The organism is Pseudomonas sp. RGM2987, assembly GCF_022952855.1.
Classification (GTDB): Bacteria; Pseudomonadota; Gammaproteobacteria; order Pseudomonadales; family Pseudomonadaceae; genus Aquipseudomonas.
The window spans coordinates 18,360-44,988 of record NZ_JALJDX010000183.1 but is presented as its reverse complement, the minus strand read 5'-3'; the positions used below and the strand labels follow the sequence as shown (position 1 = coordinate 44,988).

Sequence of the window (26,629 nt, the reverse complement as noted above, 5' to 3'; positions counted from 1 at the left end):
CCCTCGCCACGAGGCGGTGACGTCCTTAAGTGAAGGGGGTGGTGCTTGCGAAATCACAGGCAATAAAAAACCGACCCTGAGGTCGGTTTTTTAACGAGCGCGTCGCTTAGGCAGCAGCGGCAACGTTCAGGGCCTTTACGTGGCCATTCAGGCGGCTCTTATGGCGAGCGGCCTTGTTCTTGTGGATGATGCCTTTATCGGCCATACGGTCGATAACAGGCACAGCCAGAACGTAAGCAGCTTGAGCTTTTTCAGCGTCTTTTGCGTCGATGGCCTTGACTACGTTCTTGATGTAGGTACGGACCATGGAACGCAGGCTGGCGTTGTGGCTGCGACGCTTCTCAGCCTGTTTTGCACGTTTTTTGGCGGAAGGTGTGTTGGCCACCGTCGAGCTCCTCGAAAGACTTTTTGGGAAATAGCAAACAAAATAGGCCGCGAATCATGCCGATGAGTTGAAGTCTTGTCAAGGGCGGGTGACGCGTTCCGCTGAATGGCAGGTCCTGCGCACCGAAGGATTTCTTTCCGGCGTGCGACCTGTAAACTCGCGGGCTTTGGCGCTGTGCTGTTTAGCGGCGCGGAGTATCGCACAAGTGGGCGCGTAGTTCGCCTGCTGTTTATCGACAGGCAAAAACTCTTTTCATGAATCTGCTCAAATCGTTGGCTGCCGTCAGCTCTATCACGATGCTTTCCCGCATCCTGGGGTTCGTTCGTGACACGTTGATCGCACGGATATTCGGTGCCGGAATGGCCACCGACGCCTTCTTCATTGCCTTCAAGTTGCCCAACCTGCTGCGGCGGATCTTCGCCGAGGGGGCGTTTTCCCAGGCTTTCGTGCCGATCCTGGCGGAATACAAAAGCCAGAAGGGCGACGAGGCGACCCGCACATTCATCGCCTACGTCACCGGGCTGCTGACGTTGGTGCTGGCCCTGGTCACCGCCGCCGGCATGCTCGCCGCGCCCTGGGTGATCTGGGCCACGGCGCCGGGTTTCACCGATACCCCGGAAAAATTCCAGCTCACCTCCGACCTGTTGCGGGTGACCTTTCCTTATATATTGCTGATTTCCCTGTCGTCCCTGGCCGGCGCGATCCTCAATACTTGGAACCGCTTTTCCGTGCCGGCCTTCGTGCCGACCCTGCTCAACGTCAGCATGATCGTGTTCGCGCTGTTCCTGACGCCGTACTTCGATCCACCGGTGATGGCCCTTGGCTGGGCTGTACTGGTGGGCGGCCTGGCGCAGTTGCTCTATCAACTGCCGCACCTGAAAAAGATCGGCATGCTGGTGTTGCCGCGACTGAACCTGCGTGACAGCGGCGTGTGGCGGGTGCTCAAGCAGATGCTGCCGGCGATCCTCGGGGTTTCGGTCAGCCAGATATCCCTGATCATCAACACCATTTTTGCCTCGTTCCTGGTGGCCGGCTCCGTATCGTGGATGTACTACGCCGATCGTCTGATGGAACTGCCGTCCGGTGTGCTCGGCGTGGCCCTGGGCACGATCCTGTTGCCGACCCTGGCCAAGACCTACGCCAGCCAGGACCGCCACGAATATTCGCGCATCCTCGATTGGGGCCTGCGCTTGTGCTTTGTGCTGGTATTGCCCTGTGCCCTGGCGCTGGGCATCCTGGCCGAGCCGCTGACGGTTTCGCTGTTCCAGTATGGCCAGTTCAATGCCTTCGATGCCGTGATGACCCAGCGGGCGCTGATCGCCTACTCGGTGGGCCTGCTCGGGATCATCGTGATCAAGGTGCTGGCGCCGGGGTTCTACGCCCAGCAAAACATCCGTACGCCGGTCAAGATCGCGATTTTCACCCTGGTCATGACCCAGCTGTTCAACCTGTTGCTGATCGGTCCGCTGGCCCACGCCGGCCTGGCCCTGGCGATCAGTGCGGGCGCCTGCCTCAACGCCGGGTTGCTGTTCTATCAACTGCGCAAGCAGAAGATGTATCAACCGCAGCCGGGCTGGGGCAAGTTCGGTCTCAAGTTGCTGGTGGCCGTGGCGGTGATGTCGGCGGTCCTGCTGGGGGCGATGCACTTTATGCCGGCGTGGGACGAAGGGCAGATGCTCGAGCGTTTCCTGCGCCTGGGCGTGCTGGTCGTTGCGGGCGTGGTGGCATATTTCGGCATGTTGTTGCTGATGGGGTTCCGTCTGCGCGACTTCAACCGCAAGGCCTTGGGCTGAGCGCGGGCTCGCGATAATCCCGGGCCGGGCAGTGGTTTTGTCGGTTCGGGCACTTTGGGTTACGGTGTTGCCTGTCGTCGGCCGCCGGGTGTGGTTATAATCGGCCACTTTATGAGCAAGAAGCGCGTTATGCAGCTGGTTCGAGGCCTCCACAACCTGCGCCCCCAACATCGGGGCTGTGTCGCCACCATTGGCAACTTCGACGGTGTTCACCGTGGTCACCAGGCTATCCTGGCGCGGCTGCGTGAGCGTGCGCTGGAATTGGGCGTGCCCAGTTGCGTGGTGATCTTCGAGCCGCAGCCACGGGAATTTTTCGCCCCGGACACCGCCCCGGCCCGTCTGGCCCGGCTGCGGGACAAGCTGCACCTGCTCGCGGCCGAGGGCGTTGACCGGGTCCTGTGCCTGGCCTTTAACCATCGTCTGAGCAAGCTCAGCGCCGCCGAGTTCGTCGAGACCATCCTGGTGGACGGTCTCGGTGTGAAACACTTGGAAGTCGGCGACGATTTCCGTTTCGGCTGTGACCGGGCAGGGGATTTCGCCTACCTGCAACAAGCCGGCGTTGCCAAGGGTTTTACCGTCGAAGCGGCGCAGACCGTGGAAATGGACGGCTTGCGCGTCAGCAGCACCCAGGTCCGCAATGCCCTGGCAGCCGCCGACTTCGAACTGGCCGAGCGCTTGCTGGGCCGCCCGTACCGGATTGCCGGGCGGATCCTGCACGGGCAGAAACTGGCGCGCCAACTGGGTACGCCGACGGCCAACGTGCAACTCAAGCGTCGTCGTGTGCCGCTGACCGGGGTGTTTCTGGTGAGTGTCGTGATCGACGGCAAGACCTGGCCTGGTGTCGCCAATATCGGCGTACGGCCTACCGTCCAGGGAGATGGCAAGGCTCACCTCGAAGTACATGTTCTGGATTTTGCCGGCGATCTGTATGACCGGCGTTTGACGGTGGTTTTCCACCAGAAGCTGCGTGAAGAGCAGCGTTTTGCCTCTCTGGAGGCGCTCAAGACGGCGATCCATGCAGATATCGCCGCCGCCCGTGCCCTTGTCGCAACCAGCGCCAATCGCTAATGAAGAGCCTTAAATGACCGACTATAAAGCCACGCTAAACCTTCCGGACACCGCCTTCCCTATGAAGGCCGGCCTGCCTCAGCGCGAACCACAGATTCTGCAGCGTTGGGACAGCATTGGCCTGTACGGAAAGTTGCGCGAAATTGGCAAGGATCGTCCGAAGTTCGTCCTGCACGACGGCCCTCCGTACGCCAACGGCACCATCCACATCGGTCACGCGCTGAACAAGATTCTCAAGGATATGATCATCCGCTCCAAGACCCTGTCGGGTTTTGACGCGCCGTATGTCCCGGGCTGGGACTGCCACGGCCTGCCGATCGAGCACAAGGTCGAAGTCACCCACGGCAAGAACCTGGGCGCGGACAAGACCCGCGAACTGTGCCGTGCCTACGCCACCGAGCAGATCGAAGGGCAGAAGTCCGAATTCATCCGCCTTGGCGTGCTGGGCGACTTCGCCAACCCGTACAAGACCATGGACTTCAAGAACGAAGCCGGCGAGATCCGTGCCCTGGCGAAAATCGTCGAGGGTGGCTTCGTGTTCAAGGGCCTCAAGCCGGTGAACTGGTGCTTCGATTGCGGTTCGGCCCTGGCCGAGGCGGAAGTCGAGTACGAAAACAAGAAGTCCTCGACCATCGACGTCGCGTTCCCGATCGCCGATGAAGCCAAACTGGCTGCCGCGTTCGGCCTGGGCCAGTTGGACAAACCGGCCTCCATCGTGATCTGGACCACCACCCCGTGGACCATCCCGGCCAACCAGGCGCTGAACGTCCACCCGGAGTTCAACTACGCCCTGGTCGACGTCGGCGACAAGCTGCTGGTGCTGGCCGAAGAACTGGTCGAATCCTGCCTGTCCCGCTACGGCCTGGAAGGCTCGGTGCTGGCTACCGCGCCGGGTTCGGCCCTGGAACTGATCAATTTCCGTCACCCGTTCTACGACCGCCTGTCGCCGGTGTACCTGGCCGACTACGTGGAACTGGGCGCCGGCACCGGCGTGGTTCACTCCGCGCCCGCCTATGGTGTGGACGACTTCGTGACCTGCAAGAAATACGGCATGGTCAACGATGACATCCTCAATCCGGTGCAAAGCAATGGCGTGTACGTGCCATCGCTGGAATTTTTTGGCGGCCAGTTCATCTGGAAAGCCAACCCGGCCATCGTCGACAAGCTGACCGAAGTCGGCGCGCTGCTGCACACCACCGTCATCGAACACAGCTACATGCACTGCTGGCGCCACAAGACCCCGCTGATCTACCGCGCCACCGCGCAGTGGTTCATCGGCATGGACAAGCAGCCCACCAGCGGCGACACCCTGCGCCAGCGCTCGCTCAAGGCCATCGAAGAGACCCAGTTCGTTCCGGCCTGGGGCCAGGCGCGCCTGCACTCGATGATCGCCAATCGTCCGGACTGGTGCATCTCCCGCCAGCGCAACTGGGGCGTGCCGATCCCGTTCTTCCTGAACAAGGAAAGCGGTGAGCTGCACCCGCGCACCGTCGAACTGATGGAAGCAGTGGCCAAGCGCGTCGAAGTCGAAGGCATCGAAGCCTGGTTCAAGATGGATGCCGCCGAGCTGTTGGGCGACGAAGCACCGCTGTACGACAAGATCAGCGACACCCTGGACGTCTGGTTCGATTCCGGCACCACCCACTGGCACGTGTTGCGCGGTTCGCACCCGATGGGCCACGAGACCGGCCCGCGCGCCGACCTGTACCTGGAGGGTTCGGACCAACACCGTGGCTGGTTCCATTCGTCTTTGCTGACCGGTTGCGCCATCGACAACCACGCGCCGTATCGCGAGTTGCTGACCCACGGCTTCACCGTCGACGAGGCCGGTCGCAAGATGTCCAAGTCCCTGGGCAACGTGATCGCGCCGCAGAAGGTCAACGACACCCTGGGCGCCGACATCATGCGCTTGTGGGTCGCGTCCACCGACTACTCCGGCGAGATGGCCGTTTCCGAGCAGATCCTGCAACGCAGCGCGGACGCCTACCGGCGCATCCGTAACACCGCGCGTTTCCTGCTCTCGAACCTGACCGGTTTCAACCCGGCCACCGACCTGCTGCCTGCCGAAGACATGCTGGCCTTGGACCGCTGGGCTGTGGACCGTACCCTGCTGCTGCAACGCGAGTTGCAGGAGCACTACGGCGAATACCGTTTCTGGAACGTCTACTCGAAGATCCACAACTTCTGCGTGCAGGAGCTGGGTGGTTTCTACCTCGACATCATCAAGGATCGCCAATACACCACCGGCGCCAACAGCAAGGCGCGCCGTTCGTGCCAGACCGCGCTGTTCCACATCAGCGAGGCGCTGGTGCGCTGGATCGCGCCGATCCTGGCGTTCACCGCCGATGAGCTGTGGGAATACCTGCCGGGCGAGCGCAACGAATCAGTGATGCTCAACACCTGGTACGAAGGCCTGACCGAGTTGCCGCAAGGCTTTGAACTGGACCGTGCCTACTGGGACCGGATCATGGCGGTCAAGGCCGCGGTCAACAAGGAAATGGAGATCCAGCGCGCGGCCAAGGCCGTCGGTGGCAACCTGCAGGCCGAAGTGACCCTCTACGCCGAAGAGGCCCTGGGCGTCGACCTGGCCAAACTGGGCAACGAGCTGCGCTTCGTGTTGATCACCTCCACAGCCAGTGTCGCGCCGTTCGTACAGGCGCCGGCCGATGCCGTGGTCACTGAAGTGGCCGGCTTGAAACTCAAAGTGGTCAAGTCGAGCTTCGTCAAGTGCGCCCGTTGCTGGCACTGCCGTGAAGACGTCGGTGTGAACCCGGAGCATCCGGAGATCTGCGGTCGCTGCGTCGACAACATCAGCGGCAGCGGTGAGGTTCGCCACTATGCCTAATGCAGCAGGCCGTTTCGGACGGTTGGGCTGGCTCTGGTTGAGCGTGCTGGTCCTGGTCATCGACCAGGCCAGCAAGTTCCACTTCGAGAACTCGCTGACGATGTACCAGCAGATTGTGATCATCCCGGATTACTTCAGCTGGACGCTGGCCTACAACACCGGCGCGGCGTTCAGCTTCCTGGCCGACAGTTCCGGTTGGCAGCGCTGGTTGTTTGCCCTGATCGCCATCGTCGTCAGCGGCGTGCTGGTGGTCTGGCTCAAGCGCCTGGGGCGCAACGAGACCTGGCTGGCCGTGGCGCTGGCCTTGGTGCTCGGTGGCGCGCTGGGCAATCTGTACGACCGCATTGCCCTGGGTCACGTGATCGATTTCATTCTGGTGCACTGGCAGAACCGTTGGTATTTCCCGGCGTTCAACTTTGCCGACAGCGCTATCACCGTGGGCGCCGTGATGCTCGCCCTGGACATGTTCAAGAGCAAGAAAACCGGAGAAGCCGTCCATGACTGAGCAGCGTATCGCTCAAAACACCGAAGTGAAGCTGCACTTCGCCCTGCACCTGGAGAACGGTGACACCGTCGACAGCACCTTCGACAAGGCACCGGCGGTGTTCAAGGTCGGCGATGGCAACCTGTTGCCTGGCTTCGAGGCGGCGATTTTCGGTTTCAAGGCCGGCGACAAGCGCACCGTGGTCGTACCGCCGGAAAACGCCTTTGGTCAGCCCAACCCGCAAAACGTTCAGACCATGCCACGCTCCCAGTTCCAGGACATGGAACTGTCCGAGGGCCTGCTGGTGATCTTCAACGATGCGGCCAACACCGAATTGCCGGGCGTGGTGAAAGCGTTTGATGACGCCCAGGTGACCGTGGATTTCAACCATCCACTGGCGGGCAAGACTTTGAACTTTGAAGTGGAAATCATCGACGTCAAGGCACTGTAACTGACCGAACACGGACTCCTGTGGGAGCGGGCTTGCTCGCGAAAGCATCAGCACATCCAATACCTGTGCTGACTGACACTCCGCTTTCGCGAGCAAGCCCGCTCCCACAATGGGAATCCCATTGTCTTTGAGACTTTTGTTCGACTGGCAGACAAGTAACACTCTCTTCTGCGCGCAAGACACGAGGCACAGCATGCAAATCAAACTCGCCAACCCCCGTGGCTTCTGCGCCGGTGTGGACCGGGCGATCGAAATCGTCAACCGCGCCCTGGAAGTCTTCGGGCCGCCGATCTATGTGCGTCACGAAGTGGTCCACAACAAATTCGTCGTCGAAGACCTGCGCAGCCGCGGAGCCATCTTTGTCGAGGAGCTGGACCAGGTGCCGGATGACGTCATCGTGATCTTCAGTGCCCATGGTGTTTCCCAGGCCGTGCGCACCGAAGCCGCCGGGCGTGGCCTGAAGGTGTTCGACGCGACCTGCCCACTGGTGACCAAGGTGCATATCGAGGTGGCGCGCTACAGTCGTGATGGCCGTGAATGCATCCTGATCGGCCACGAGGGCCACCCGGAAGTCGAAGGCACCATGGGCCAGTACGACGCCAGCAACGGCGGTGCGATCTACCTGGTCGAGGACGAGGCAGACGTCGCGGCCCTGCAAGTACGCAACCCCGAGAGCCTGGCTTTTGTCACCCAGACCACCTTGTCCATGGACGACACCAGCCGGGTGATCGACGCCTTGCGTGCGCGCTTCCCGGCCATCGGCGGACCGCGCAAGGACGACATCTGCTACGCCACCCAGAATCGTCAGGACGCGGTCAAGCAACTGGCCAATGAATGCGATGTGGTCCTGGTGGTCGGCAGCCCGAACAGCTCCAACTCCAACCGCCTGCGTGAACTGGCCGAGCGCATGTCGACCCCGGCCTACCTGATCGACGGCGCCGAAGACATGCAGCGCAGCTGGTTCGATGGCGTCGAGCGGATCGGCATTACCGCCGGTGCCTCCGCGCCGGAAGTGCTGGTGCGCGGCGTCATCCAGCAATTGCAGGCCTGGGGCGCGACCGGTGCCGATGAGCTGGCCGGACGTGAGGAGAACATCACCTTCTCCATGCCCAAAGAACTACGGGTCCGCTCTCTGCTTTAAGCCTTTTTCGCACAAGGCCTGCTCGGCTTCATGGCTGCGCAGGCTGACACGCCCGGTGGGCGCCAGCACGACTTGATGGTGGCTGACCGGGTCGTGTTTGCCACAGACGTGTAGCGTTCCCGAATGAAAGGCGCCGCTGGGCCATACTGCCTGGCCATGGCCGGCGAACCTGACCGAACGCTTCATCGCCCAGTTGCCAATGATGCGAGCACCGCTGCTGCGCTGTGTCAGCAACGCCTGGTCATCACCGTCCAGAATGATTTGCCACCCTTGGCTCCAATCGTTGTCTATCCCCCTGATCGCCACTGTCCGGTTGCGCGTGATGGCTTCGCTTCGCGCCGTGCGCAAGCCGCTGGCCAGCAGTTGGGCGGCGTCCTTGCGTTCGATGGATTCGATGAGCGCTTTGTAGCCGGAACCCACCCATGGCAGAACAATCGCGGCAATTGCCAGTCCCATGAGCAGTTCGATCAGGCTGAAACCCTGTTGGTGCATGGCGTCTCCTCCCTGGAGAGCGTGAAACGGCGAGATGTGCGAGCAACTGTGGCGCAAAGCTTTTGTGGCGAGGGAGCTTGCTCCCGCTGGCTGCGCAGCAGCCCAAAAAGAGCAGCCGCCGGCCGCCCGAGCGGGGGCAAGCTCCCTCGCCACAAGCACATGTTTGTTCTAGCGTTGTAAAAGCAGGTATAGCCGACGGCAACGGAGGGCATCGATGGATCTTCGTACAAAAGGTTTCACGCTGATCGAGGTGTTGGTGGCAATCGGTGTGCTACTGATCCTGATCACCTTGGCAGTGCCGGCGTTTACCGGCTCGATGCAGGGCACCAAGGCCGATACCGAGATTGGCGATCTGCGCCGGGCGCTGAACTTTGCCCGGATGGAAGCGATCGACCGAGGCACCACCATCCGCATACGACCCACGACCCTGGGCGGCGTCTGGAGTGGCGAATTGTCGGTCTATGACAGTACGGCCACTCCGGCCAATGTATTGCGGGTTGTTCCAGCGATGGGCAGTGGCGTGACTCTGACGCTAACCTCAGATGTGCCCAGCATTGATTTCAACAACCTGGGCGGGTTATCGGCGCCGTCCACTGCGGTGAGCTTCAATTATGTGCGGGGGGCGCAAAGCAGGACGCTGAATGTTTGTCTCAATGGAAGAATCGTATTGGGTGGAAGTTGCGGATGATCGATTGCAGTAAAAAGGCGCAGGAGGGCATGACCCTGATCGAGGTGCTGGTGGCAGTGCTGATCCTCGGCGTGGGCTTGCTGGGGGCGGCAATGATCCAGCTCAATGCGCTCAAGTACACCGACAGCTCGCGCATGACCAGCCAGGCCAGTTTCATCGCCTACGACCTGCTGGACCGCATTCGCGCCAACTCCGGCGCCGACTACACCGTCACGCCGCCCGGGTCGCCGAACCTCAATGTGGCAAGGGACCAGGACCTCTACGATTTCAAGACCAATGTCATCGCCTTTGGCGGTGCCACGGCCACCGGCACCGTTGCCTTGAACCAGCGGGTCTACACCATCACCATTTCCTGGGACGATGCGCGGGCCGCCAACACCACCGACGTGGCCGAGGCGCGGCGCAGCTTTGTGCTGACCAGCCGCGCTGCCGTCGACCCGATAGCGGCGCCAACGCCATGAACAGGCGCAGTCGGGGCTTCGGCCTGATCGAGCTGATGATCGCACTGGTGCTCAGCCTGATTGTCGTACTGGGCGTCGTGCAGGTTTTCATCGCCGCCAAGAATACTTATGTCAGCCAGGGCGCCGCCGCGGTGATGCAGGAAGATGCGCGGTTCGCCCTGAGCAAGATGCTCCAGGAGCTGCGCATGGTCGGCATGTTCGGTTGCCTGGCAAGTATTACCGACGCCTCTTCCGCGGGGGATTTCAACGCCAGCCAGATCACCCCGATCCGCTGGGACAATGCCAACCTGAAACTGACCCTGGTGACGGCGGATGTCGGCAACAGTGGCGGGACGCCTACCTGGACCGTGATTTCCGATTGCCGCACCTCGGCCACCGCCTACACCGGCGTGCGGGCGCCGGCGGCCGGGCAGATAGCGTTCCCGATACGGCGATTGATCTACAGTTTCAGCAATAACCAATTGCTGATGGGCGTTCAGACCCCAGGTAGTCCTGCCAACCCGACCATGGCGGTGCTGGTCGATAACGTCCGGTCCTTCACCGTGATGTTCGGCGTGGCGAGCAGCGCCACGGACATCGCAGCGTCGAGCTACAACAGCAACCCGTCCGATCCCGCGCTGATCCGCAGTGTGCGCCTGTCCTTGACGCTCTTCGATCCGAAGAACGCCGTGCGCGAGCAGACCTATAGCGTGGTTGCCGCTTTGCGCAACCGGCTGTTGTGAGGGGTAGGCCATGAATTCGACGCTCCAGAGAAACAAGCAACGCGGCATGGCCTTGCTGGTCAGCCTGGTTTTTCTGTTGCTGTTGACGCTGATCGGCCTGTCGTCGATGCAGAGCGCGACCCTCCAGGAAAAGATGACCAGCAGCGTCATGCTGCGCAACCAGTCCTTCCAGCTTGCCGAGGCGGCGCTGAGGATGGGCGAGAGTGCGGTGCAGGTCGAGGCCTATTCCTTGCCGGTCTGTACCACCGCGACCCAATGCGCGCCGCCGGCCGAATCGGCGTCCCTGACGGCGGCCGGGCGCAATTCCACCTCGGGGGTCAACTGGATTGCCGTCCCTGGTGGGTTCTATGGGGTGCAGAACATCGGCACCACGCTCACGGCGGTCAACGTGCCCAGCAATACCTCGGCGACGCTGTATCGAATCACGGCGGTGGCGGTGGTGGGGAATAACCAGCGCAGCGTAGTGGAGAGCATTTATGCGAAATACTGAGGCTCGCCACGGCTGGAAGCAGATGATCGTGGGCGCGTTGCTCAGTCTTTATCTGGCGGCGCCGGCCTATGCCTTCACGCCTTCGGATTCGCCGTTGCTGAGCGCGGGCGCGGTTACGCCAAACGTGATGCTGCTGATCGATGACTCGGGGAGCATGAACAACATCATCTGGGCCTCTGGGTTTGATCCGACGGTGACGCAGCCCACCCTCTACACTTGCCAGTCCAGCACCAGTTGCAACAGCATCGCCCAAGAGGATATGGACGATGGCAACATCTTGCTCGGGAGCCTTTTGCGCGGTGGTTGTTCGACTGCCGGCAACTGGTACGGTTTTTATCGAAACAACATCGGGCGGGTTTGCCTGAGGCTGCCTGATCCGGTGGGCGGTGGCAACACTCGGTATACGGCGAACTACCTGTCCTACCTGATCACGCTCGCCAACGGCACAAGCCGCGACTTCACCACCGGTACGATCCCCAACGACTACCGGATCAACGTGGCGCGGGATGTGTCCACGGACCTGGTCGCCAGCAACCGCGCCCTGCGCATAGGCCTGGCCACGTTCAACCCGCCTAACAGCACCAACTCTGGCCCGGGGGGCTATATCGCCCGGACGGTCAGCGACCTGTCGCCGGTCAGCGGCAGCGTGACCCAGACCCAGGCCAATGCCAACTACACGGCGCTGATCAACGCCATCAATGGGTTGGGCGCTATAGCGAATACCCCGCTCGCCGAAAGCTATTACGAGGTCACCCGATACTTCCGGGGCATTGCGCCGTACTACAACGGCACGCCCGCAACCTACACCAGTCCGATCCAATACCGTTGCCAGAAGAACTTCGGCGTAGTGATCACCGATGGCCTGCCCACCTATGACCGGACGTTTCCCACCAACGACCCACAGGGCACCCCAGCGGGCGGTGCCCGCCTGCCGAACTGGGACGGCATCAGCAGCAACGATGGCGACAATCCCAACGGCGATGGGGAGGGCGATACGCTTTACCTGGACGACATCGCCAAGTTCGCCTTCGACATCGACATGCGCTCCACCGGCAACGACGCCACCGGCAAGAGCTGGAACTCAGGGGATTTCCCTCGTCAGTACCTCAACACTTACACGGTGGGTTTCACTGCCACCAACCAGATGTTGTCCGATGCCGCCCGCTACGGCGCCGGCCGGTACTACCAGGCCACCGACAGCGAGGGCTTGAGTTCGGCCTTGTCGTCGGCCTTGAGCGACATTACCTCCAAGGCCGGGTCGGGGGGCGGTGGCGCCACCAACGGCGCTTCGTTATCCAGCAACTCGAATTTCTACCAGACCACCTACGACCCCAAGGACTGGCGCGGGACCATCCGCGCATTCGGCTTCACCGCTGCGGGCACTGTCAACACCGCGGCGGTGCAATGGACCACCGACACCGCCATCGTGCCCAGCGCAACCGCACCGACTTACCAATCCTGGAACACCGTGACCAACACGCCGGTGGCCTTGGCCTATGGCAACTTCTCGACCGCCCAGCAGGCCATTCTCAACCAGAACCTGCCCACGGGGATTACCGGCAATGATCTGGTGGAATGGAGCAAGGGCGTCAACAAGACCGGCCTGAAGGTGCGCAGCGTGTTGTTGGGGGACATCATCAATTCGCCGCTGGTGCTGGCATCGCCCAATGACCAGACCGCCTCGGATTTGCTGAACGACACCAGCTACAGCACCTATCTGGCGACCAAGGCGACGAACATGAGCGCCAGTCTGGTGGTGAACGCCAACGACGGTTTCTTCAGTGTCATCAACAGCACTAACGGCACTCGGCGTTACGCCTATATGCCATCGAGCGTACTGCCTTCGCTGGAAAGTATCGCCGAGCCCACCTACATCAATGGCGTGGGCCACCAGTTCCTGGTGGACGGCCAGGTCGGGGTATTCGATGCACAAGCGGGCAGCGTCTGGAAGACCCTGGCCCTGGGCGGGACAGGGGCCGGGGGAAAAACGTTCTATGCGGTGCAGTTGTTCGATGCGGCGGCAGGCAATGTGCTTCGCGCATTGTGGGAAATCAGCGCACCGGCCGTTGCCAGTACCACCAACGCCTTCAATGATCTGGGCTATGCCTACGCCCGTCCGGAAGTCGCACGGCTGGCGGACGGGCGCTGGGCGGCGTTCATTGCCAACGGCTACGGCAGCAACAGCGGTGTGGCGGCGTTGTACGTGGTGGATATCCGTGACGGTTCGTTGATCCGCAAGATCGTCGTCAACAGCAGTGAGACCGATAACGGCCTGTCCTCGGTCAAGCTTCGGGTCAACTCGCAGAACGTGGTGCAAGCCGCGTACGGTGGCGATTTGAAAGGACGTATGTGGAAGTTCGATCTCAGCGGCACTTCCCCGACCGCCTGGGGCCTGGCGTTTGCCGGCCAGCCATTGTTCACCGCACCTGGCGGCGCGACCCAGCCGATCACCGTGCAGCCGCTGCTGGCGGACAACCCCCAGGGCGGCACCCAGGTGTTTTTCGGCACCGGTAAATTCAACGAGGCGACGGACAAGCTCAACAAGGATCTGCAGGCGTTCTACTCGATCTGGGACGCCACGGGCGGTGCAGGGCAGATCACCGTGTCGAGCTTGCAGGCCCAGTCGATCACCGGCGTGTTTTCCGGCAGCACCGGGCAGTTCGTGACCACCAGCCAGACTGACGTGACGTACCCTGCCAAGAAGGGCTGGTACCTGCCTCTGGTCTACAACAATGTATTGACTGGCGAGCGGGTGATCAATCCGGCCAATCTGGTGCTCGGGCGCGTGGTCTTTACCACCGCCGCGGTGGACACCACCGATCCTTGTGCTGCCTTCGGCACCGGCAAACTGATCGAAGTGGATGCGTTCAACGGTAAGATGCTCAATTACGCGGTGCTCGACACCAACGGTGACGGCACGCTCAACAGCCTCGACACGATCTCGGCGGGGGTGGTGTTCAGTGGCGGTATCCCGACCTTGAGTGCGGTCGTCAATGCCAACGGGGCCACCAACATGATCGTGAACGACTCCAGTGGCGGCATCACCGACCTGCTGGGGAAAACAGTCGGTGGCAGCCGCCGCATCATGTGGCGGCAAATACAGTGAGGTAAGGTATGCGCAGATCCAACCGGGGATTCACCTTGATCGAAATCATAGTCGTGATCGCGATCATCGGTATCCTGGTCACCGTCGGCTATCCAAGCCTGACCGAATACATGAAGAAAGGCCGACGCACCGAAATCGCCGGGCTGTTGTCGGAGCAGGCGCAGATCCTCGAGCGTTACTACTCAAAGAACAACTCCTACACCAACGCGGTGACTGGCCTGAGCAACGGTAACGATTTCTATACCATTAACCGGACGCTGGCGGACCAGAGCTTCACCCTGACCGCCGTGCGCAAGACCGGCTCGTCCATGGCCACGGACAAGTGCGGTGATTTCACCATCAACAACACGGGCGCACGCAGCATGATCAACGCCGCTGCGGGGCTGACCGCCAAGGATTGCTGGGGTCGCTGAGTTTTCTTTATTCGGGCGCTGCCTTGCGCCCTCTGTCTTATGAGTCGAATCAATACATGACCAGGCAACAGCAAGTGGTGATTGTCGGCGGCGGAGTCATCGGCCTGCTGACGGCGTTCAATCTGGCGTCGGAAGGGCAACGGGTGGTGCTGCTGGATCGTTCCAGTGTCGGCCAGGAATCGTCCTGGGCCGGCGGCGGTATCGTGTCGCCGTTGTACCCTTGGCGCTACAGCCCTGCAGTCACGGCGCTGGCCCACTGGTCGCAGGATTTTTATCCACAGTTGGGGCAGCGCCTGTTCGCGGCCACCGGGATCGACCCGCAAGTGCATGTCACCGGACTGTATTGGTTGGATCTGGACGATCAGGACGATGCGCTGGCGTGGGCCGAACGGGAAGGGCGCCCGTTGCGGGCTGTGGATATCTGCGCGGTCCATGATGCGGTGCCGGTGCTGGGCGCGGGGTTTTCCCGGGCGATTTACATGGCCGATGTCGCCAATGTGCGCAATCCTCGGCTGGTGAAATCCCTCAAGGCGGCGCTGCTGGCCCTGCCCAATGTCACGCTGCATGAGCACTGTGAGGTCAGCGGCTTCATTCGCGACGCCGGCCGTGTGGTTGGGGTGGACAGTTCGACCGGGCCGATTCGCGGCGATCAGGTGGTGCTGGCTGCTGGCGCCTGGAGCGGTGAGTTGCTCAAGACCCTGGGGCTGAAGTTGCCGGTCGAGCCGGTCAAGGGGCAGATGATTCTGTACAAGTGCGCGTCGGATTTCCTGTCGAGCATGGTCCTGGCCAAGGGACGCTATGCGATTCCTCGTCGCGACGGGCACATTCTGGTGGGGAGCACCCTGGAGCGTGAAGGTTTCGACAAGACGCCGACCGATGTTGCGCTGGAGAGCCTGAAAGCTTCGGCGCAACAGCTGATCCCGGCGCTGGCGGAGGCTGAGGTGGTCGGGCATTGGGCCGGATTGCGACCCGGATCGCCGGAGGGTATTCCCTACATTGGCGAAGTGCCGGGGGTTGCGGGCTTGTGGTTGAATTGCGGGCATTATCGCAATGGGTTGGTGTTGGCGCCGGCGTCGTGTCAGTTGTTTGTCGATGTGATGTTGGGGCGTGAGCCAGTGATTGATCCTGCGCCTTATGCGCCGGCGGGGCGGTTGTAGGATCAGGCGGGTGGTCGTTCACTCTGTGGGAGCGCCTTGTGGGAGCAAAGCTTGCTCGCGAAGATGGCCTGGCAGTCGGCCGGGATTTTTGTGTACATATCCATTGCTGCGGTAACGGCCACTTAGGGTTCCGCTCTTACAGCGGGTCACTTTTGGAAGAGCGCCAAAAGTAACCAAAAGCGCTTTGCCCCACCACTGGGCACCTCGCCAAGGCTCGGTGTTCCCTCACTCCGGCATTGCTCCGTGGGCCCGCCGCGAAGGGTCATCCATGACCCAGCGCGGCTATCCCGGCATCCATGCCGGGATGCCCACTACGCAATGCCTGCGTTCGGCCCTTGTGGTTAACGGGGCGCCCAGATCAAAAGCAAAAGCAAAAGCAAAAGCGAGGCGGCCTAACGGCCGACCTGTCTCTCCCGGTCCTACGCTGTTCCAACTGTGGGAGCGGGCTTGCCCGCGAAGGCGGCCTTACGGCTGACCTATTTCCTCGGCTGTACTCCGATCCAATTGTGGGAGCGAGCCTGCTCGCGATGGCGGTCTGACAGCTAACCAAGCTTTGTGGGAATGGTCGGACAAGGCCCTCTTTAGAGCCGAATTTTCCGACGAGTCCTGTCGGTTGTCGGGTGGGAAGGGTTGTGGCTAACCTTTTCCTGTCGCTGCCAATTCAGCGTCCGGGCGTCGCGGTCTGCTTATAACTTGGTAATCCATTCTTGGAGTACCACAATGTGTGACAACTCTTCGTTACCCTCAGAAACCAATAAGCTCGATGAAGCCGCCAAACGCGCCCTCGACTACTACCTGGCCCCTAAACCCGAAGCCAAGAAAAAACCAACTTCCAACCAGCTGTTCGCTGTCGCCGAGGGTATCGATGCCGAATGCCTTCTCGCCAACCTCAGCGAAACCCTGGCCTCTGCCAACGCAATAATCGGCGACCTGGCCTTTGATCTGGATGGCTCGCGACGACATATCGCCTTGGCCGTACAACAATTGATTGAACTGAGCGAATTGCTGGCTAATCGAGTGCTGGATGAGCGAGTACCGGTGACTGAAGGCTAGAGCACACCGCTCGAGTTTCCAAGCCAAACACCAACTTGTGGCGAGGGAGCTTGCTCCCGCTGGGCTGCGCAGCAGCCCCAATAAGCAGCGACGCAGATCCATCTGGCACTCCGAGGTGTCGGGTTCGGGTCTGCTTCGCAGCCCGGCGGGAGCAAGCTCCCTCGCCACGGCGGGCACTGTCGCCTTGGGGCTGCGCTAATCCAACCCCAACTTCTTCAACCGATACCGCATCGACCGAAACGACAGTTTCAAGCGTTGCGCCGCTGCCGTGCGGTTCCAGCGGGTTTCTTCCAGGGCCTGGAGGATGAGTTTGCGTTCGACGTTTTCCAGGTAGTCTTCCAGGTTGTCGACCCGCATCAGCTCGGGGTTGCCCGGGTCAGCATTGCTGCCTTCGGCCAGGCGCAGGTCATCGGCTTCGATCTGTTGGTGTTCGCACAGCGTGTAAGCCCGTTCGAGCATGTTCTCCAGTTCGCGCACGTTGCCCGGGAAACGGTAGCTCAGCAGGGCTTCGAGGGCTTTGGGATGCAGCTTGACCGCCGGGCTGCCAGTGGTGGTCGCCAGGCGCTGGAGCATGTGGTTGGCCAACAATTCGATGTCTTCGCGGCGTTCACGCAGCGGCGGAACGCGCAGTTCGATCACGTTCAGTCGGTAGTACAAGTCCTGGCGAAAGCGCCCGGCGGCGACTTCGGCGTCAAGTTCTTTGTGGGTGGCGCAGAGGATGCGCACGTCCACCACCTCTTCCTGCTGGCCGCCGACGGCGCGCACGGCCTTTTCCTGGATCGCTCGCAGCAGCTTCACTTGCATCGCCAAGGGCAGGTCGGCTACTTCGTCGAGGAACAGGGTTCCGCCATGGGCAGCCTGGAATAACCCGGGTTTGTCTTCGATGGCGCCGCTGAAGCTGCCTTTTCGATGGCCGAAAAATTCGCTTTCCACCAGCTCCGTGGGAATCGCCCCACAGTTGACCGGCACGAATGCCTGGCTCGCCCGAGGCCCTTGGTCATGGATCAAGCGGGCGACCAGTTCCTTGCCACAACCTGACTCTCCGCTGATGTACACCGGTGCCTGGCTGCGCGCGAGTTTTTCGATCTGTTTGCGCACGTTGCGCATCGGCGGTGAGTCGCCCAGCAGGCAACGTTCGATGGTTATGGTCGGTGTCGCCACCGGCGGCAGGCGCAAGGCGCTGCTGACCAGTCCGCGCAGGCGAGTGAGGTCGACCGGTTTGGTCAGGAAGTCGAAAGCGCCGGCCTTGAGGGCGTCGATGGCGGTTTCCAGGCTGCCGTAGGCGGTGATCATCGCCACCGGCAATTGCGGGTAGCGTTGCTGGATGTGTTGCACCAGTTCCAGGCCGGTGCCGTCGGGCAGGCGCATGTCGGTCAGGCACAGGTCGAAGGCCTCGTCTGCCAGCAGGCCTTGGGCTTCGGCGAGGTTCTTGGCGCTGCGGGTGTCGAGTTTCATCCTTCCCAGGGTGATATCCAGGAGTTCGCGGATGTCCGGTTCGTCATCGACGATCAGGATTCGTTGCCGTGAGCGTGTATTCAAATCTGTTTCCGTCCGTGAGCAAAGGTGATGCGAAAGCAACCGCCGCCTTGGCGTGGTTTGAAGTCTAGGCGGGCCTGGTTGCTTTCGCACAGCTCACGGGACAGATAGAGCCCAAGGCCGGTGCCCTGGCTGCTGGTGGTGAAGAAGGGTTCGAACAGATGCGCCTGCTGCTCCGGTGTTACGCCGGGGCCGTTGTCGATGATGTCCAGTGTGGATAGCTGGCTATGGGGATCGATGAACAGTTTCAGCCAGGCCTCGGCTGGTTCATGGAGCATGGCGCTGTGGCGCCAGGCGTTGCGCAGCAGGTTGTCGAGTACTTGGGTCAGTTGCTCGGGGTCCATCAGCGTGACGTAGTCGCCCGGGTCTACGCTCAGGTGCAATTGCTGGTGGTCGCCTGCGTGTTCGCGGGTCTGGCGCACGAATTGCTCGAGCCAGGCGCGCAGGTCCAGGCGCTGGGGCGTGGAAGTCTGGCGGCGGGACAGTTGCAGGACATTTTCAATGACGCGATTCATTCGTTGTGAGTGATCTTGAATAATCTGCGTCAGACGCCGATCCGCGTCATTCAGTTCCTCGGACTCGCGCAGCAGTTGCGCTGCGTGGCTGATCGCCCCCAGCGGGTTGCGGATTTCATGGGCGATGCCGGCGGTGAGACGCCCCAGGGACGCCAGTTTCAGTTGCTGGGCCTGCTGGGCAACCTGGGCCTGGTCTTCGAGGAAAACCAGGATCTGCCGATGATCGTTGTAACCCAGAGCGATGAAGCTCGGCTGCAAGGTCAGGCCGGTGCCGCTGATGGTCAGGCTGGGTGGGCGCAGGCTGGGGTTGTTCAGCCACAGTTGCAGGCGCTCGACCAGGGCGCTGGAGTAGTCGTCGATCTGTTTGCCGACCAGGTCATGCATGCCCAATAGGTGCAGCGCGCTCTCGTTGGCCAACTGCACCCGGCGCTGACGGTCGAGGACCAGGATGCCGGTGCGCATGCGCTGCAGGATCAAGGCGTTGAGTGCTTCCAGGCCGATTACTTCGCTGGCCCGTTGCTCGGCCAGGGTTTCGCTGGCTTCCAGGCGTCGATTCAGACCTTGCACCAACAATGCAGCGGCGAAGCACAGTGCGCCCAGGGTCCCGGCCTGTAGGTAGCTGCTGGGACGGTTCGAGTCGCTCAAGCCCAGCAAGAAGCTGGAGCCGACAATGCCGAGCGTCGCGACGGCTGCGATCAGCAAGCCGATCCGGCCACGCAGCAGCGTATTGCCGATGGCGACCGAGACGATGAGCAGGTTGCCGATGGCGCTGGGGGCGCCGCCCGCGACGAAGAACAGCCACGAGAGCAGCAGCACATCGGCAAGCGTCAGGCTGAACAGGCGGGCAGGGCGGCGGGTGTTTTCGAGGAACACCACCAGCAGGATATTCAGCACCAGGTACAACCAGCTGCCGCTGCGCAGCAGGTCGTCGTTGGCGAACTCCAGCAGACGGTTGTCCATGTTGCTGGAGATCAGCAGCACCAGGGTGATGCCGATGCTCAGGCGGTACAGGTGATAGAGACGCAGCAGGCGCTGCGCCTGCTTGAGGCGCGGGCTTGAAGCCTCAGCGGTCACGAGGACCCGGGCCTTGCTCAAGGTGAGCCTGGCTGCAGTACCACTGTTGTTCCTGGGCCAGCGCCCGGTCGCGGGGCAGGTGTACGCCGCATTGGGCGCAGCGGACCATGGGCGTTGCGTCGCGCTCGCGCGATGTGCGAGGGGAGGCAGACGCACCCTTGTACTTGCGCCAGAACCATACCGCGGCGGCAATCAGGGCGATCCAGAACAGTAAACGAAGCATGATGGGCGGCTTTTTGGCTGATGATCCGGCAGTTTAGCCAAGGACAGGAACGGCGCCCAGCGCAATAAAACCCAGGCACAAAAAAGGGAGACCGCCCGGTCTCCCTTTTCATTCCTGCCTTGGCCTCAGTCAAACAGGCCGAAGGTCAGGTGGCTGAACCAGGAACGGTCGCTGGACTCGTTCTCCGGCTCTTCTTCCTCGATCACGTCGCCATTTTCATCCTTGGGCTTGAGCTCGTTCGGAATGGCTTCCTTGGCGTCCTGGAACTGACGCTGAACGTCCTGGTTGGCGCGGGTTTCACCCGGCGGCAGCGGTGGACGGGATTCGATCAGGCCCAGGGTCGCCTTGCTCAGCCACGAGCGGTTGTCGGCTTCGTCGACCCGCGGGGTGAACTGGCCGTCCACCAGGGAGGGGTGATCCGGGTAGTTCAGCTTCAGGGTTTCCAGGCTGGTAGCCGCCAGGTCGTCCAGGTGCAGGCGCTGGTAGGCTTCGGTCATTACCGCCAGGCCGTCGCCCACCGAAGGGGTTTCCTGGAAGTTTTCCACCACGTAGCGGCCACGGTTGGCGGCAGCGACGTAGGCCTGACGGGTCAGGTAGTAGTCGGCCACGTGGATTTCGTAGGAGGCCAGCAGGTTGCGCAGGTAGATCATGCGCTGCTTGGCGTCCGGCGAATAGCGGCTGTTGGGGAAGCGGCTGGTCAGCTGGGCGAACTCATTGTAGGAGTCGCGCGCGGCGCCCGGGTCACGCTTGGTCATGTCCAGCGGCAGGAAGCGCGCCAGCAGGCCGACGTCCTGGTCAAAGGAGGTCAGGCCCTTGAGGTAGTAAGCGTAATCGACGTTCGGGTGCTGCGGATGTAGACGAATGAAACGCTCGGCGGCGGATTTTGCAGCTTCCGGCTCGGCGTTCTTGTAGTTGGCGTAGATCAGCTCCAGTTGAGCCTGATCGGCGTAGCGACCGAACGGATAACGCGACTCCAGGGCCTTGAGCTTGGCTGTGGCGCTGGTGTAGCTGTTGTTGTCCAGGTCGTTCTGAGCCTGTTGGTACAGTTCGACTTCGCTCAGGTTTTCGTCTACGACTTCCTTCGATGAGCAAGCAGCGGTCAATGCGAGGATGGCGATCAGCAGCAGGTGTTTCACTTGCATGGCGGCTTGCGTCCCTATGACGGCCGCTGTCTTGGGCGGGGCCGTCCTGTTATGATGAGCGCCCCGTTGAAAAGCCTCGGGGCAAAAGACGCCGTATTTAACCACAAGCGCGCAGCCGAAACCAAAGGCTGTGCCGACGCCCAGTCCGAGCATGTCCGATAAAATAGAACTTCGCGCAGAGGTGCCGTCCGAATTGGGCGGCCAACGCCTCGATCAAGTCGCCGCCCAACTCTTCGACGAGCACTCGCGCTCGCGCCTTTCCGCCTGGATCAAGGACGGTCGCCTGACGGTGGATGGGGCGGTCGTGCGCCCGCGCGACATCGTCCACGGCGGCGCCATCCTCGAGCTGACCGCCGAGCAGGAGGCCCAAGGTGAATGGGTCGCCCAGGACATCGCCCTGGACATCGTCTATGAAGACGACGACATCCTGGTGATCAACAAACCGGCGGGCCTGGTGGTCCACCCGGCCGCCGGCCATGCCGATGGCACCCTGCTCAACGCCTTGCTGCACCACGTGCCGGACATTATTAACGTCCCGCGTGCCGGCATCGTCCATCGCCTGGACAAGGACACCACGGGCCTGATGGTGGTGGCCAAGACCATCCAGGCGCAGACACAGCTGGTTGCCCAGCTTCAAAGCCGCAGCGTCAGCCGTATCTACGAGTGCATCGTGATCGGCGTGGTCACCGCCGGCGGCAAGATCAACGCGCCGATCGGTCGTCATGGCCAGCAACGCCAGCGCATGGCCGTGATGGAAGGCGGCAAGCCGGCGGTCAGCCATTACCGCGTGCTTGAGCGCTTCCGCTCTCACACCCACGTGCGGGTCAAGCTGGAGACCGGCCGTACCCACCAGATCCGCGTGCACATGGCCCACATCAACTTCCCGTTGGTGGGCGATCCGGCCTACGGTGGTCGTTTCCGCATTCCGCCGGCCGCCAGCGTGACGATGGTCGAATCGTTGAAAAACTTCCCTCGCCAGGCGTTGCACGCACGATTCCTGGAACTGGATCATCCGACCAGCGGTAAGCGCATGAGCTGGGAGTCGCCGTTACCGGATGACTTCGTCTGGCTGCTGACGCTGCTCAAGCAGGATCGCGAGGCGTTCATCGGATGAGTGACTGGCTGATACCCGACTGGCCCGCGCCGGCTCGGGTCAAGGCCTGCGTCACCACCCGTGCGGGCGGCGTCAGCCTGGCGCCGTTCGACAGTCTCAACCTTGGCAACCATGTGGATGACGATCCACTGGCCGTTGCCGAAAACCGTCGCCGTCTTACCGACCGATTCGTCATGCGTCCGGCCTGGCTGCAACAGGTCCACGGGATCGAGGTGGTCGAGGCCGATCCGACACGGGTCATGAGCGCCGATGCCAGTTGGACCGCCACGCCGGGTATCGCCTGCACGTCGATGACTGCGGACTGCTTGCCCGTGCTGTTCTGCAACCGTGCCGGCACCCGCGTCGCGGCCGCCCATGCCGGTTGGCGCGGGCTGGTGAATGGGGTCCTGGAAGCCACCCTCGATAGCCTTCAGGTGCCCGCCGACGAAATTCTCGCCTGGCTCGGCCCGGCCATCGGCCCGCAGGCCTTTGAAGTCGGTGCCGAGGTGCGTGAAGCGTTCATGGCCGTTCAGCCCGAGGCAGCAAAGGCCTTCGTGCTCAGCCACAACGCCGGAAAATTCCTCGCCGACATCTACGCCCTGGCGCGCCTGCGCCTGGCGGCACGCGGCGTCACGGCGGTCTATGGTGGCGGTTTGTGCACCGTGTCCGATCCGCGTTTCTTTTCCTACCGGCGCAATCCGCGCACCGGTCGCTTTGCCTCCCTGGTCTGGATCGAACGCTAGACTCTCCTGATCTGCATCAATAGTGCGCCGCTTGAAACTTCCAGAATCGACCACATCTATAACGGTATCTGGCAGGTTTCTTCATTCAGGACGGTTTTCAGGTCCGGCCTGCCCAAAAGGAAGGTGACCCTATGCGTATTGACCGTTTAACCAGCAAATTACAGTTGGCCCTGTCCGATGCCCAGTCCCTGGCCGTCGGGCTGGACCATCCCGGTATCGAACCGGCGCACCTGATGCAGGCCATGCTCGAACAGCAGGGCGGTTCCATCAAGCCACTGCTGATGCAGGTGGGCTTTGACGTCAACAGCCTGCGCAAAGAGCTGGCGAAAGAACTCGACCATTTGCCCAAGATCCAGAACCCTACTGGCGACGTGAACATGTCCCAGGACCTGGCGCGGCTGCTCAACCAGGCCGACCGCCTGGCCCAACAGAAGGGCGATCAGTTCATTTCCAGCGAACTGGTGCTACTCGCCGCCATGGACGAGAACAGCAAGCTGGGCAAGTTGTTGCTTGGCCAGGGCGTGAGCAAGAAAGCCCTGGAAAATGCCATCAACAACCTGCGTGGCGGCGAAGCCGTTAACGACGCCAACCACGAAGAGTCCCGTCAGGCGTTGGACAAATACACCGTCGACCTGACCAAGCGCGCCGAAGAAGGCAAGCTCGACCCGGTGATCGGCCGTGACGACGAGATCCGCCGCACGATCCAGGTATTGCAACGTCGTACCAAGAACAACCCGGTGCTGATCGGTGAACCGGGCGTGGGCAAGACTGCCATCGCCGAAGGCCTGGCCCAGCGCATCATCAATGGTGAAGTGCCTGATGGGCTCAAGGGCAAGCGCCTGCTGTCCCTGGACATGGGGGCGTTGATCGCCGGTGCCAAGTATCGTGGCGAGTTCGAAGAACGCCTCAAAGCCCTGCTCAATGAATTGTCGAAGCAGGAAGGGCAGATCATTCTGTTCATCGACGAGTTGCACACCATGGTCGGTGCGGGCAAAGGTGAAGGCTCGATGGACGCCGGCAACATGCTCAAGCCGGCGCTGGCCCGTGGCGAGTTGCACTGCGTCGGCGCGACCACCCTCAACGAGTACCGCCAGTACATAGAGAAGGACGCAGCCCTCGAACGGCGCTTCCAGAAAGTGCTGGTGGAGGAGCCGAGCGAAGAAGACACCATCGCCATCCTGCGCGGCCTCAAGGAGCGGTACGAAGTTCACCACAAGGTGGCGATCACCGATGGCGCGATCATCGCGGCGGCCAAGCTGAGTCACCGCTACATCACTGATCGCCAGTTGCCGGACAAGGCCATCGACCTGATCGACGAGGCCGCCAGCCGCATCCGTATGGAAATCGACTCCAAGCCCGAAGTGCTGGATCGCCTGGAGCGGCGCCTGATCCAACTCAAGGTCGAATCCCAGGCCCTGAAAAAAGAAAGCGACGAAGCGGCGAAGAAGCGCCTGGAAAAATTGCAGGAAGAAATCGGTCGTCACGAGCGAGAGTATTCCGATCTCGAGGAAGTCTGGAATTCGGAAAAGGCTGAAGTCCAGGGTTCGGCGCAGATCCAGCAGAAGATTGAACAGTCTCGCCAGGAACTGGAAGCGGCCCGCCGCAAAGGCGACCTCAACCGCATGGCCGAGCTGCAGTACGGGGTGATCCCGGACCTGGAGCGCAGCCTGCAAATGGTCGACCAGCACGGCAAGAGCGAAAACCAGTTGCTGCGCAGCAAGGTCACCGAAGAAGAGATCGCCGAAGTGGTCTCCAAATGGACCGGGATCCCGGTGTCGAAGATGCTCGAAGGCGAGCGCGACAAGCTGCTTAAGATGGAGAGCCTGCTGCACCAGCGTGTGATCGGCCAGGAAGAAGCGGTGGTGGCCGTCGCCAACGCCGTGCGCCGCTCCCGTGCCGGGTTGTCGGACCCGAACCGTCCGAGCGGCTCGTTCATGTTCCTCGGCCCGACCGGTGTCGGTAAAACCGAGCTGTGCAAGGCGCTGGCCGAATTCCTCTTTGATACCGAAGAGGCCATGGTGCGCATCGACATGTCCGAGTTCATGGAGAAACACTCCGTGGCGCGGCTGATCGGTGCGCCACCGGGTTACGTCGGCTATGAAGAGGGCGGGTACCTGACCGAGGCCGTGCGGCGCAAGCCGTATTCGGTGATCCTGCTCGACGAGGTCGAAAAGGCGCACCCGGATGTGTTCAACATCCTGCTGCAAGTGCTGGAAGATGGCCGCCTGACCGACAGCCACGGGCGTACGGTGGATTTCCGCAACACGGTGATCGTGATGACCTCCAACCTCGGCTCGGCGCAGATCCAGGAGCTGGTGGGCGACCGCGAGGCGCAGCGTGCCGCGGTGATGGATGCGATATCCACCCACTTCCGGCCAGAGTTCATCAACCGGGTCGACGAAGTGGTGATTTTCGAGCCGTTGGCCCGCGACCAGATCGCCGGCATCACCGAGATCCAGCTGGGTCGCCTGCGCAGCCGCCTCACCGAGCGCGAACTGAAGCTGCAATTGAGCGACGAGGCCTTGGACAAGCTGATTGCTGTGGGGTACGACCCGGTCTATGGCGCACGGCCGCTGAAGCGGGCGATCCAGCGCTGGATCGAAAACCCGCTGGCGCAGTTGATTTTGTCCGGTCGCTTCATGCCGGGCGAAACGGTGACCGGCACGGTGGAGAACGACGAAATCGTCTTCAACTGAGGCGATTGTCTGGGCTTTTGTGGCGAGGGAGCTTGCTCCCGCTGGAGTGCGAAGCACTCCTCGCTTTTTGAGGGGCCGCTACGCGACCCAGCGGGAGCAAGCTCCCTCGCCACGGCCGGTGTTCTTTTCCTGATCTATGGGGAGGCTCGCTTCCAAGCACCATTTTTTCATCAGGCCGTTGAACTCAAAGGAAAAGGCTTGTAAAGTGCGCCCCGCAGTCAGTCACCCCAAGGGTCTCTTCTCACTGAGAAGCAATCCAAAATAAGTTGCAAATCATTGTCTTGAAAGCAATTTAGGGGGTTGACAGCGGTTTTGAAGATTGTAGAATAGCGCGCCTCAGACACACGAACGCAGCGATGCAGACGGGTAGAAGAGGTTGAAGCGAGGTTCGACAAGCTTCAATGTTGCAACTTGAAATATCAGTTCCGTGATAGCTCAGTCGGTAGAGCAAATGACTGTTAATCATTGGGTCCCAGGTTCGAGTCCTGGTCACGGAGCCATTTCAATCGGGGTATAGCGCAGTCCGGTAGCGCGCCTGCTTTGGGAGCAGGATGTCAGGAGTTCGAATCCCCTTACCCCGACCATATTTGGGTCGTTAGCTCAGTTGGTAGAGCAGTTGGCTTTTAACCAATTGGTCGTAGGTTCGAATCCCACACGACCCACCATTTTTGAGACCAGTTCGCTGGAATCGAATCTTAAGATCAGAGGCCAAAAGCGCTGATCGAGGAAGGCGACTTGAAAAGGTCGCCTTTTTATTACCGGGGTATAGCGCAGTCCGGTAGCGCGCCTGCTTTGGGAGCAGGATGTCAGGAGTTCGAATCCCCTTACCCCGACCATATTGAAAATCCTCGTATCGAA

Annotated in this window: 23 protein-coding genes and 4 tRNA genes; 21 read left to right on the top strand and 6 right to left on the bottom strand. The window is 61.5% G+C overall.

Features of this window, described 5'->3' with window-relative positions; all coding sequences use genetic code 11:
* Window positions 1-106: 106 nt before the first annotated feature.
* Window positions 107-385 carry a 30S ribosomal protein S20 gene (gene rpsT / locus RGM2987_RS11555; RefSeq protein WP_003185593.1) on the bottom strand — a complete coding sequence of 93 codons (279 nt, stop codon included), beginning with the start codon at window positions 383-385 and terminating at the stop codon, window positions 107-109.
* Window positions 386-639: 254 nt separating this feature from the next.
* On the opposite strand from rpsT, the gene murJ reads away from it, so the two are divergent.
* From murJ to ispH, 6 genes are all read left to right on the top strand, one after another.
* On the top strand, window positions 640-2,178 hold the full coding sequence (murJ, locus tag RGM2987_RS11550) for a murein biosynthesis integral membrane protein MurJ (RefSeq protein ID WP_245140999.1): 1,539 nt from the start codon (window positions 640-642) through the stop codon (window positions 2,176-2,178).
* A gap of 129 nt (window positions 2,179-2,307) precedes the next feature.
* Entirely contained in the window at window positions 2,308-3,246 is a 939-nt protein-coding gene (gene ribF / locus RGM2987_RS11545) for a bifunctional riboflavin kinase/FAD synthetase (RefSeq protein ID WP_245140996.1), read from the top strand.
* Window positions 3,247-3,259: 13 nt separating this feature from the next.
* Entirely contained in the window at window positions 3,260-6,091 is a 2,832-nt protein-coding gene (gene ileS / locus RGM2987_RS11540; RefSeq protein ID WP_245140993.1) for an isoleucine--tRNA ligase, read from the top strand.
* Entirely contained in the window at window positions 6,084-6,596 is a 513-nt protein-coding gene (gene lspA / locus RGM2987_RS11535) for a signal peptidase II (RefSeq protein WP_245140990.1), read from the top strand. The genes ileS and lspA overlap by 8 nt, the downstream gene beginning before the upstream one ends.
* A complete protein-coding gene (gene fkpB / locus RGM2987_RS11530; protein WP_245140988.1) occupies window positions 6,589-7,026 on the top strand; it encodes an FKBP-type peptidyl-prolyl cis-trans isomerase in 438 nt (145 codons plus the stop codon). The genes lspA and fkpB overlap by 8 nt, the downstream gene beginning before the upstream one ends.
* A 193-nt stretch (window positions 7,027-7,219) precedes the next feature.
* Window positions 7,220-8,167, top strand: coding sequence for a 4-hydroxy-3-methylbut-2-enyl diphosphate reductase (gene ispH / locus RGM2987_RS11525; protein ID WP_245140985.1), 948 nt, complete (start codon window positions 7,220-7,222; stop codon window positions 8,165-8,167).
* On the opposite strand, the gene RGM2987_RS11520 is transcribed toward ispH, so the two are convergent.
* Entirely contained in the window at window positions 8,144-8,659 is a 516-nt protein-coding gene (locus RGM2987_RS11520; protein ID WP_245140983.1) for a GspH/FimT family protein, read from the bottom strand. The genes ispH and RGM2987_RS11520 overlap by 24 nt on opposite strands.
* A 214-nt stretch (window positions 8,660-8,873) precedes the next feature.
* On the opposite strand from RGM2987_RS11520, the gene RGM2987_RS11515 reads away from it, so the two are divergent.
* The 8 genes from RGM2987_RS11515 to RGM2987_RS11480 all read left to right on the top strand — a co-directional run bounded on the left by RGM2987_RS11515 (window position 8,874) and on the right by RGM2987_RS11480 (window position 16,749).
* Entirely contained in the window at window positions 8,874-9,347 is a 474-nt protein-coding gene (locus RGM2987_RS11515; RefSeq protein WP_245140981.1) for a GspH/FimT family pseudopilin, read from the top strand.
* A complete protein-coding gene (gene pilV, locus RGM2987_RS11510) occupies window positions 9,344-9,808 on the top strand; it encodes a type IV pilus modification protein PilV (protein WP_245140979.1) in 465 nt (154 codons plus the stop codon). Before RGM2987_RS11515 ends, pilV begins: the two co-directional genes overlap by 4 nt.
* The gene (locus RGM2987_RS11505) at window positions 9,805-10,530 is read left to right on the top strand and encodes a prepilin-type N-terminal cleavage/methylation domain-containing protein (protein ID WP_245140976.1); all 726 of its coding nucleotides are present in this window, start codon (window positions 9,805-9,807) and stop codon (window positions 10,528-10,530) included. Before pilV ends, RGM2987_RS11505 begins: the two co-directional genes overlap by 4 nt.
* A 10-nt stretch (window positions 10,531-10,540) precedes the next feature.
* A complete protein-coding gene (locus RGM2987_RS11500; protein WP_245140974.1) occupies window positions 10,541-11,020 on the top strand; it encodes a PilX N-terminal domain-containing pilus assembly protein in 480 nt (159 codons plus the stop codon).
* A complete protein-coding gene (locus tag RGM2987_RS11495; protein WP_245140972.1) occupies window positions 11,007-14,126 on the top strand; it encodes a PilC/PilY family type IV pilus protein in 3,120 nt (1,039 codons plus the stop codon). Before RGM2987_RS11500 ends, RGM2987_RS11495 begins: the two co-directional genes overlap by 14 nt.
* 8 nt (window positions 14,127-14,134) lie before the next feature.
* Window positions 14,135-14,539 (top strand): type IV pilin protein, encoded by a 405-nt coding sequence (locus RGM2987_RS11490; protein ID WP_245140970.1) that lies wholly within the window; start codon window positions 14,135-14,137, stop codon window positions 14,537-14,539.
* A gap of 56 nt (window positions 14,540-14,595) precedes the next feature.
* Complete coding sequence (thiO, locus tag RGM2987_RS11485; RefSeq protein ID WP_245140967.1) at window positions 14,596-15,696, top strand: glycine oxidase ThiO; 1,101 nt, start codon at window positions 14,596-14,598, stop codon at window positions 15,694-15,696.
* A gap of 720 nt (window positions 15,697-16,416) precedes the next feature.
* Complete coding sequence (locus RGM2987_RS11480; protein ID WP_245140965.1) at window positions 16,417-16,749, top strand: DUF6124 family protein; 333 nt, start codon at window positions 16,417-16,419, stop codon at window positions 16,747-16,749.
* Window positions 16,750-16,944: 195 nt separating this feature from the next.
* Here the strand turns inward: RGM2987_RS11480 and RGM2987_RS11475 are convergent, their stop codons facing one another.
* The 4 genes from RGM2987_RS11475 to RGM2987_RS11460 all read right to left on the bottom strand — a co-directional run bounded on the left by RGM2987_RS11475 (window position 16,945) and on the right by RGM2987_RS11460 (window position 21,239).
* A complete protein-coding gene (locus tag RGM2987_RS11475) occupies window positions 16,945-18,288 on the bottom strand; it encodes a sigma-54 dependent transcriptional regulator (RefSeq protein ID WP_245140963.1) in 1,344 nt (447 codons plus the stop codon).
* Complete coding sequence (locus RGM2987_RS11470) at window positions 18,285-19,874, bottom strand: ATP-binding protein (protein WP_245140961.1); 1,590 nt, start codon at window positions 19,872-19,874, stop codon at window positions 18,285-18,287. The genes RGM2987_RS11475 and RGM2987_RS11470 overlap by 4 nt, the downstream gene beginning before the upstream one ends.
* Window positions 19,864-20,097 (bottom strand): PP0621 family protein, encoded by a 234-nt coding sequence (locus RGM2987_RS11465; RefSeq protein WP_245140959.1) that lies wholly within the window; start codon window positions 20,095-20,097, stop codon window positions 19,864-19,866. The genes RGM2987_RS11470 and RGM2987_RS11465 overlap by 11 nt, the downstream gene beginning before the upstream one ends.
* A 125-nt stretch (window positions 20,098-20,222) precedes the next feature.
* On the bottom strand, window positions 20,223-21,239 hold the full coding sequence (locus RGM2987_RS11460) for an outer membrane protein assembly factor BamD (RefSeq protein WP_092204245.1): 1,017 nt from the start codon (window positions 21,237-21,239) through the stop codon (window positions 20,223-20,225).
* A gap of 151 nt (window positions 21,240-21,390) precedes the next feature.
* Here RGM2987_RS11460 and rluD point away from each other — a divergent pair, with 151 nt between their 5' ends.
* The 7 genes from rluD (at window position 21,391) to RGM2987_RS11425 (ending at window position 26,607) form a co-directional block, all read left to right on the top strand.
* Window positions 21,391-22,353: a 23S rRNA pseudouridine(1911/1915/1917) synthase RluD gene (rluD, locus tag RGM2987_RS11455; RefSeq protein ID WP_245140956.1), complete on the top strand. Its 963-nt coding sequence runs from the start codon at window positions 21,391-21,393 to the stop codon at window positions 22,351-22,353.
* Entirely contained in the window at window positions 22,350-23,075 is a 726-nt protein-coding gene (gene pgeF / locus RGM2987_RS11450; RefSeq protein ID WP_245140954.1) for a peptidoglycan editing factor PgeF, read from the top strand. Before rluD ends, pgeF begins: the two co-directional genes overlap by 4 nt.
* 131 nt (window positions 23,076-23,206) lie before the next feature.
* Window positions 23,207-25,771: an ATP-dependent chaperone ClpB gene (gene clpB / locus RGM2987_RS11445; protein ID WP_245140952.1), complete on the top strand. Its 2,565-nt coding sequence runs from the start codon at window positions 23,207-23,209 to the stop codon at window positions 25,769-25,771.
* Window positions 25,772-26,195: 424 nt separating this feature from the next.
* A tRNA-Asn gene (locus RGM2987_RS11440) sits at window positions 26,196-26,271 on the top strand.
* Window positions 26,272-26,278: 7 nt separating this feature from the next.
* Window positions 26,279-26,355, top strand: a tRNA-Pro gene (locus RGM2987_RS11435).
* Between the two features lie 5 nt (window positions 26,356-26,360).
* Window positions 26,361-26,436 (top strand) — tRNA-Lys (locus tag RGM2987_RS11430).
* A 94-nt stretch (window positions 26,437-26,530) separates the two neighbouring features.
* Window positions 26,531-26,607, top strand: a tRNA-Pro gene (locus RGM2987_RS11425).
* Window positions 26,608-26,629: the final 22 nt, after the last annotated feature.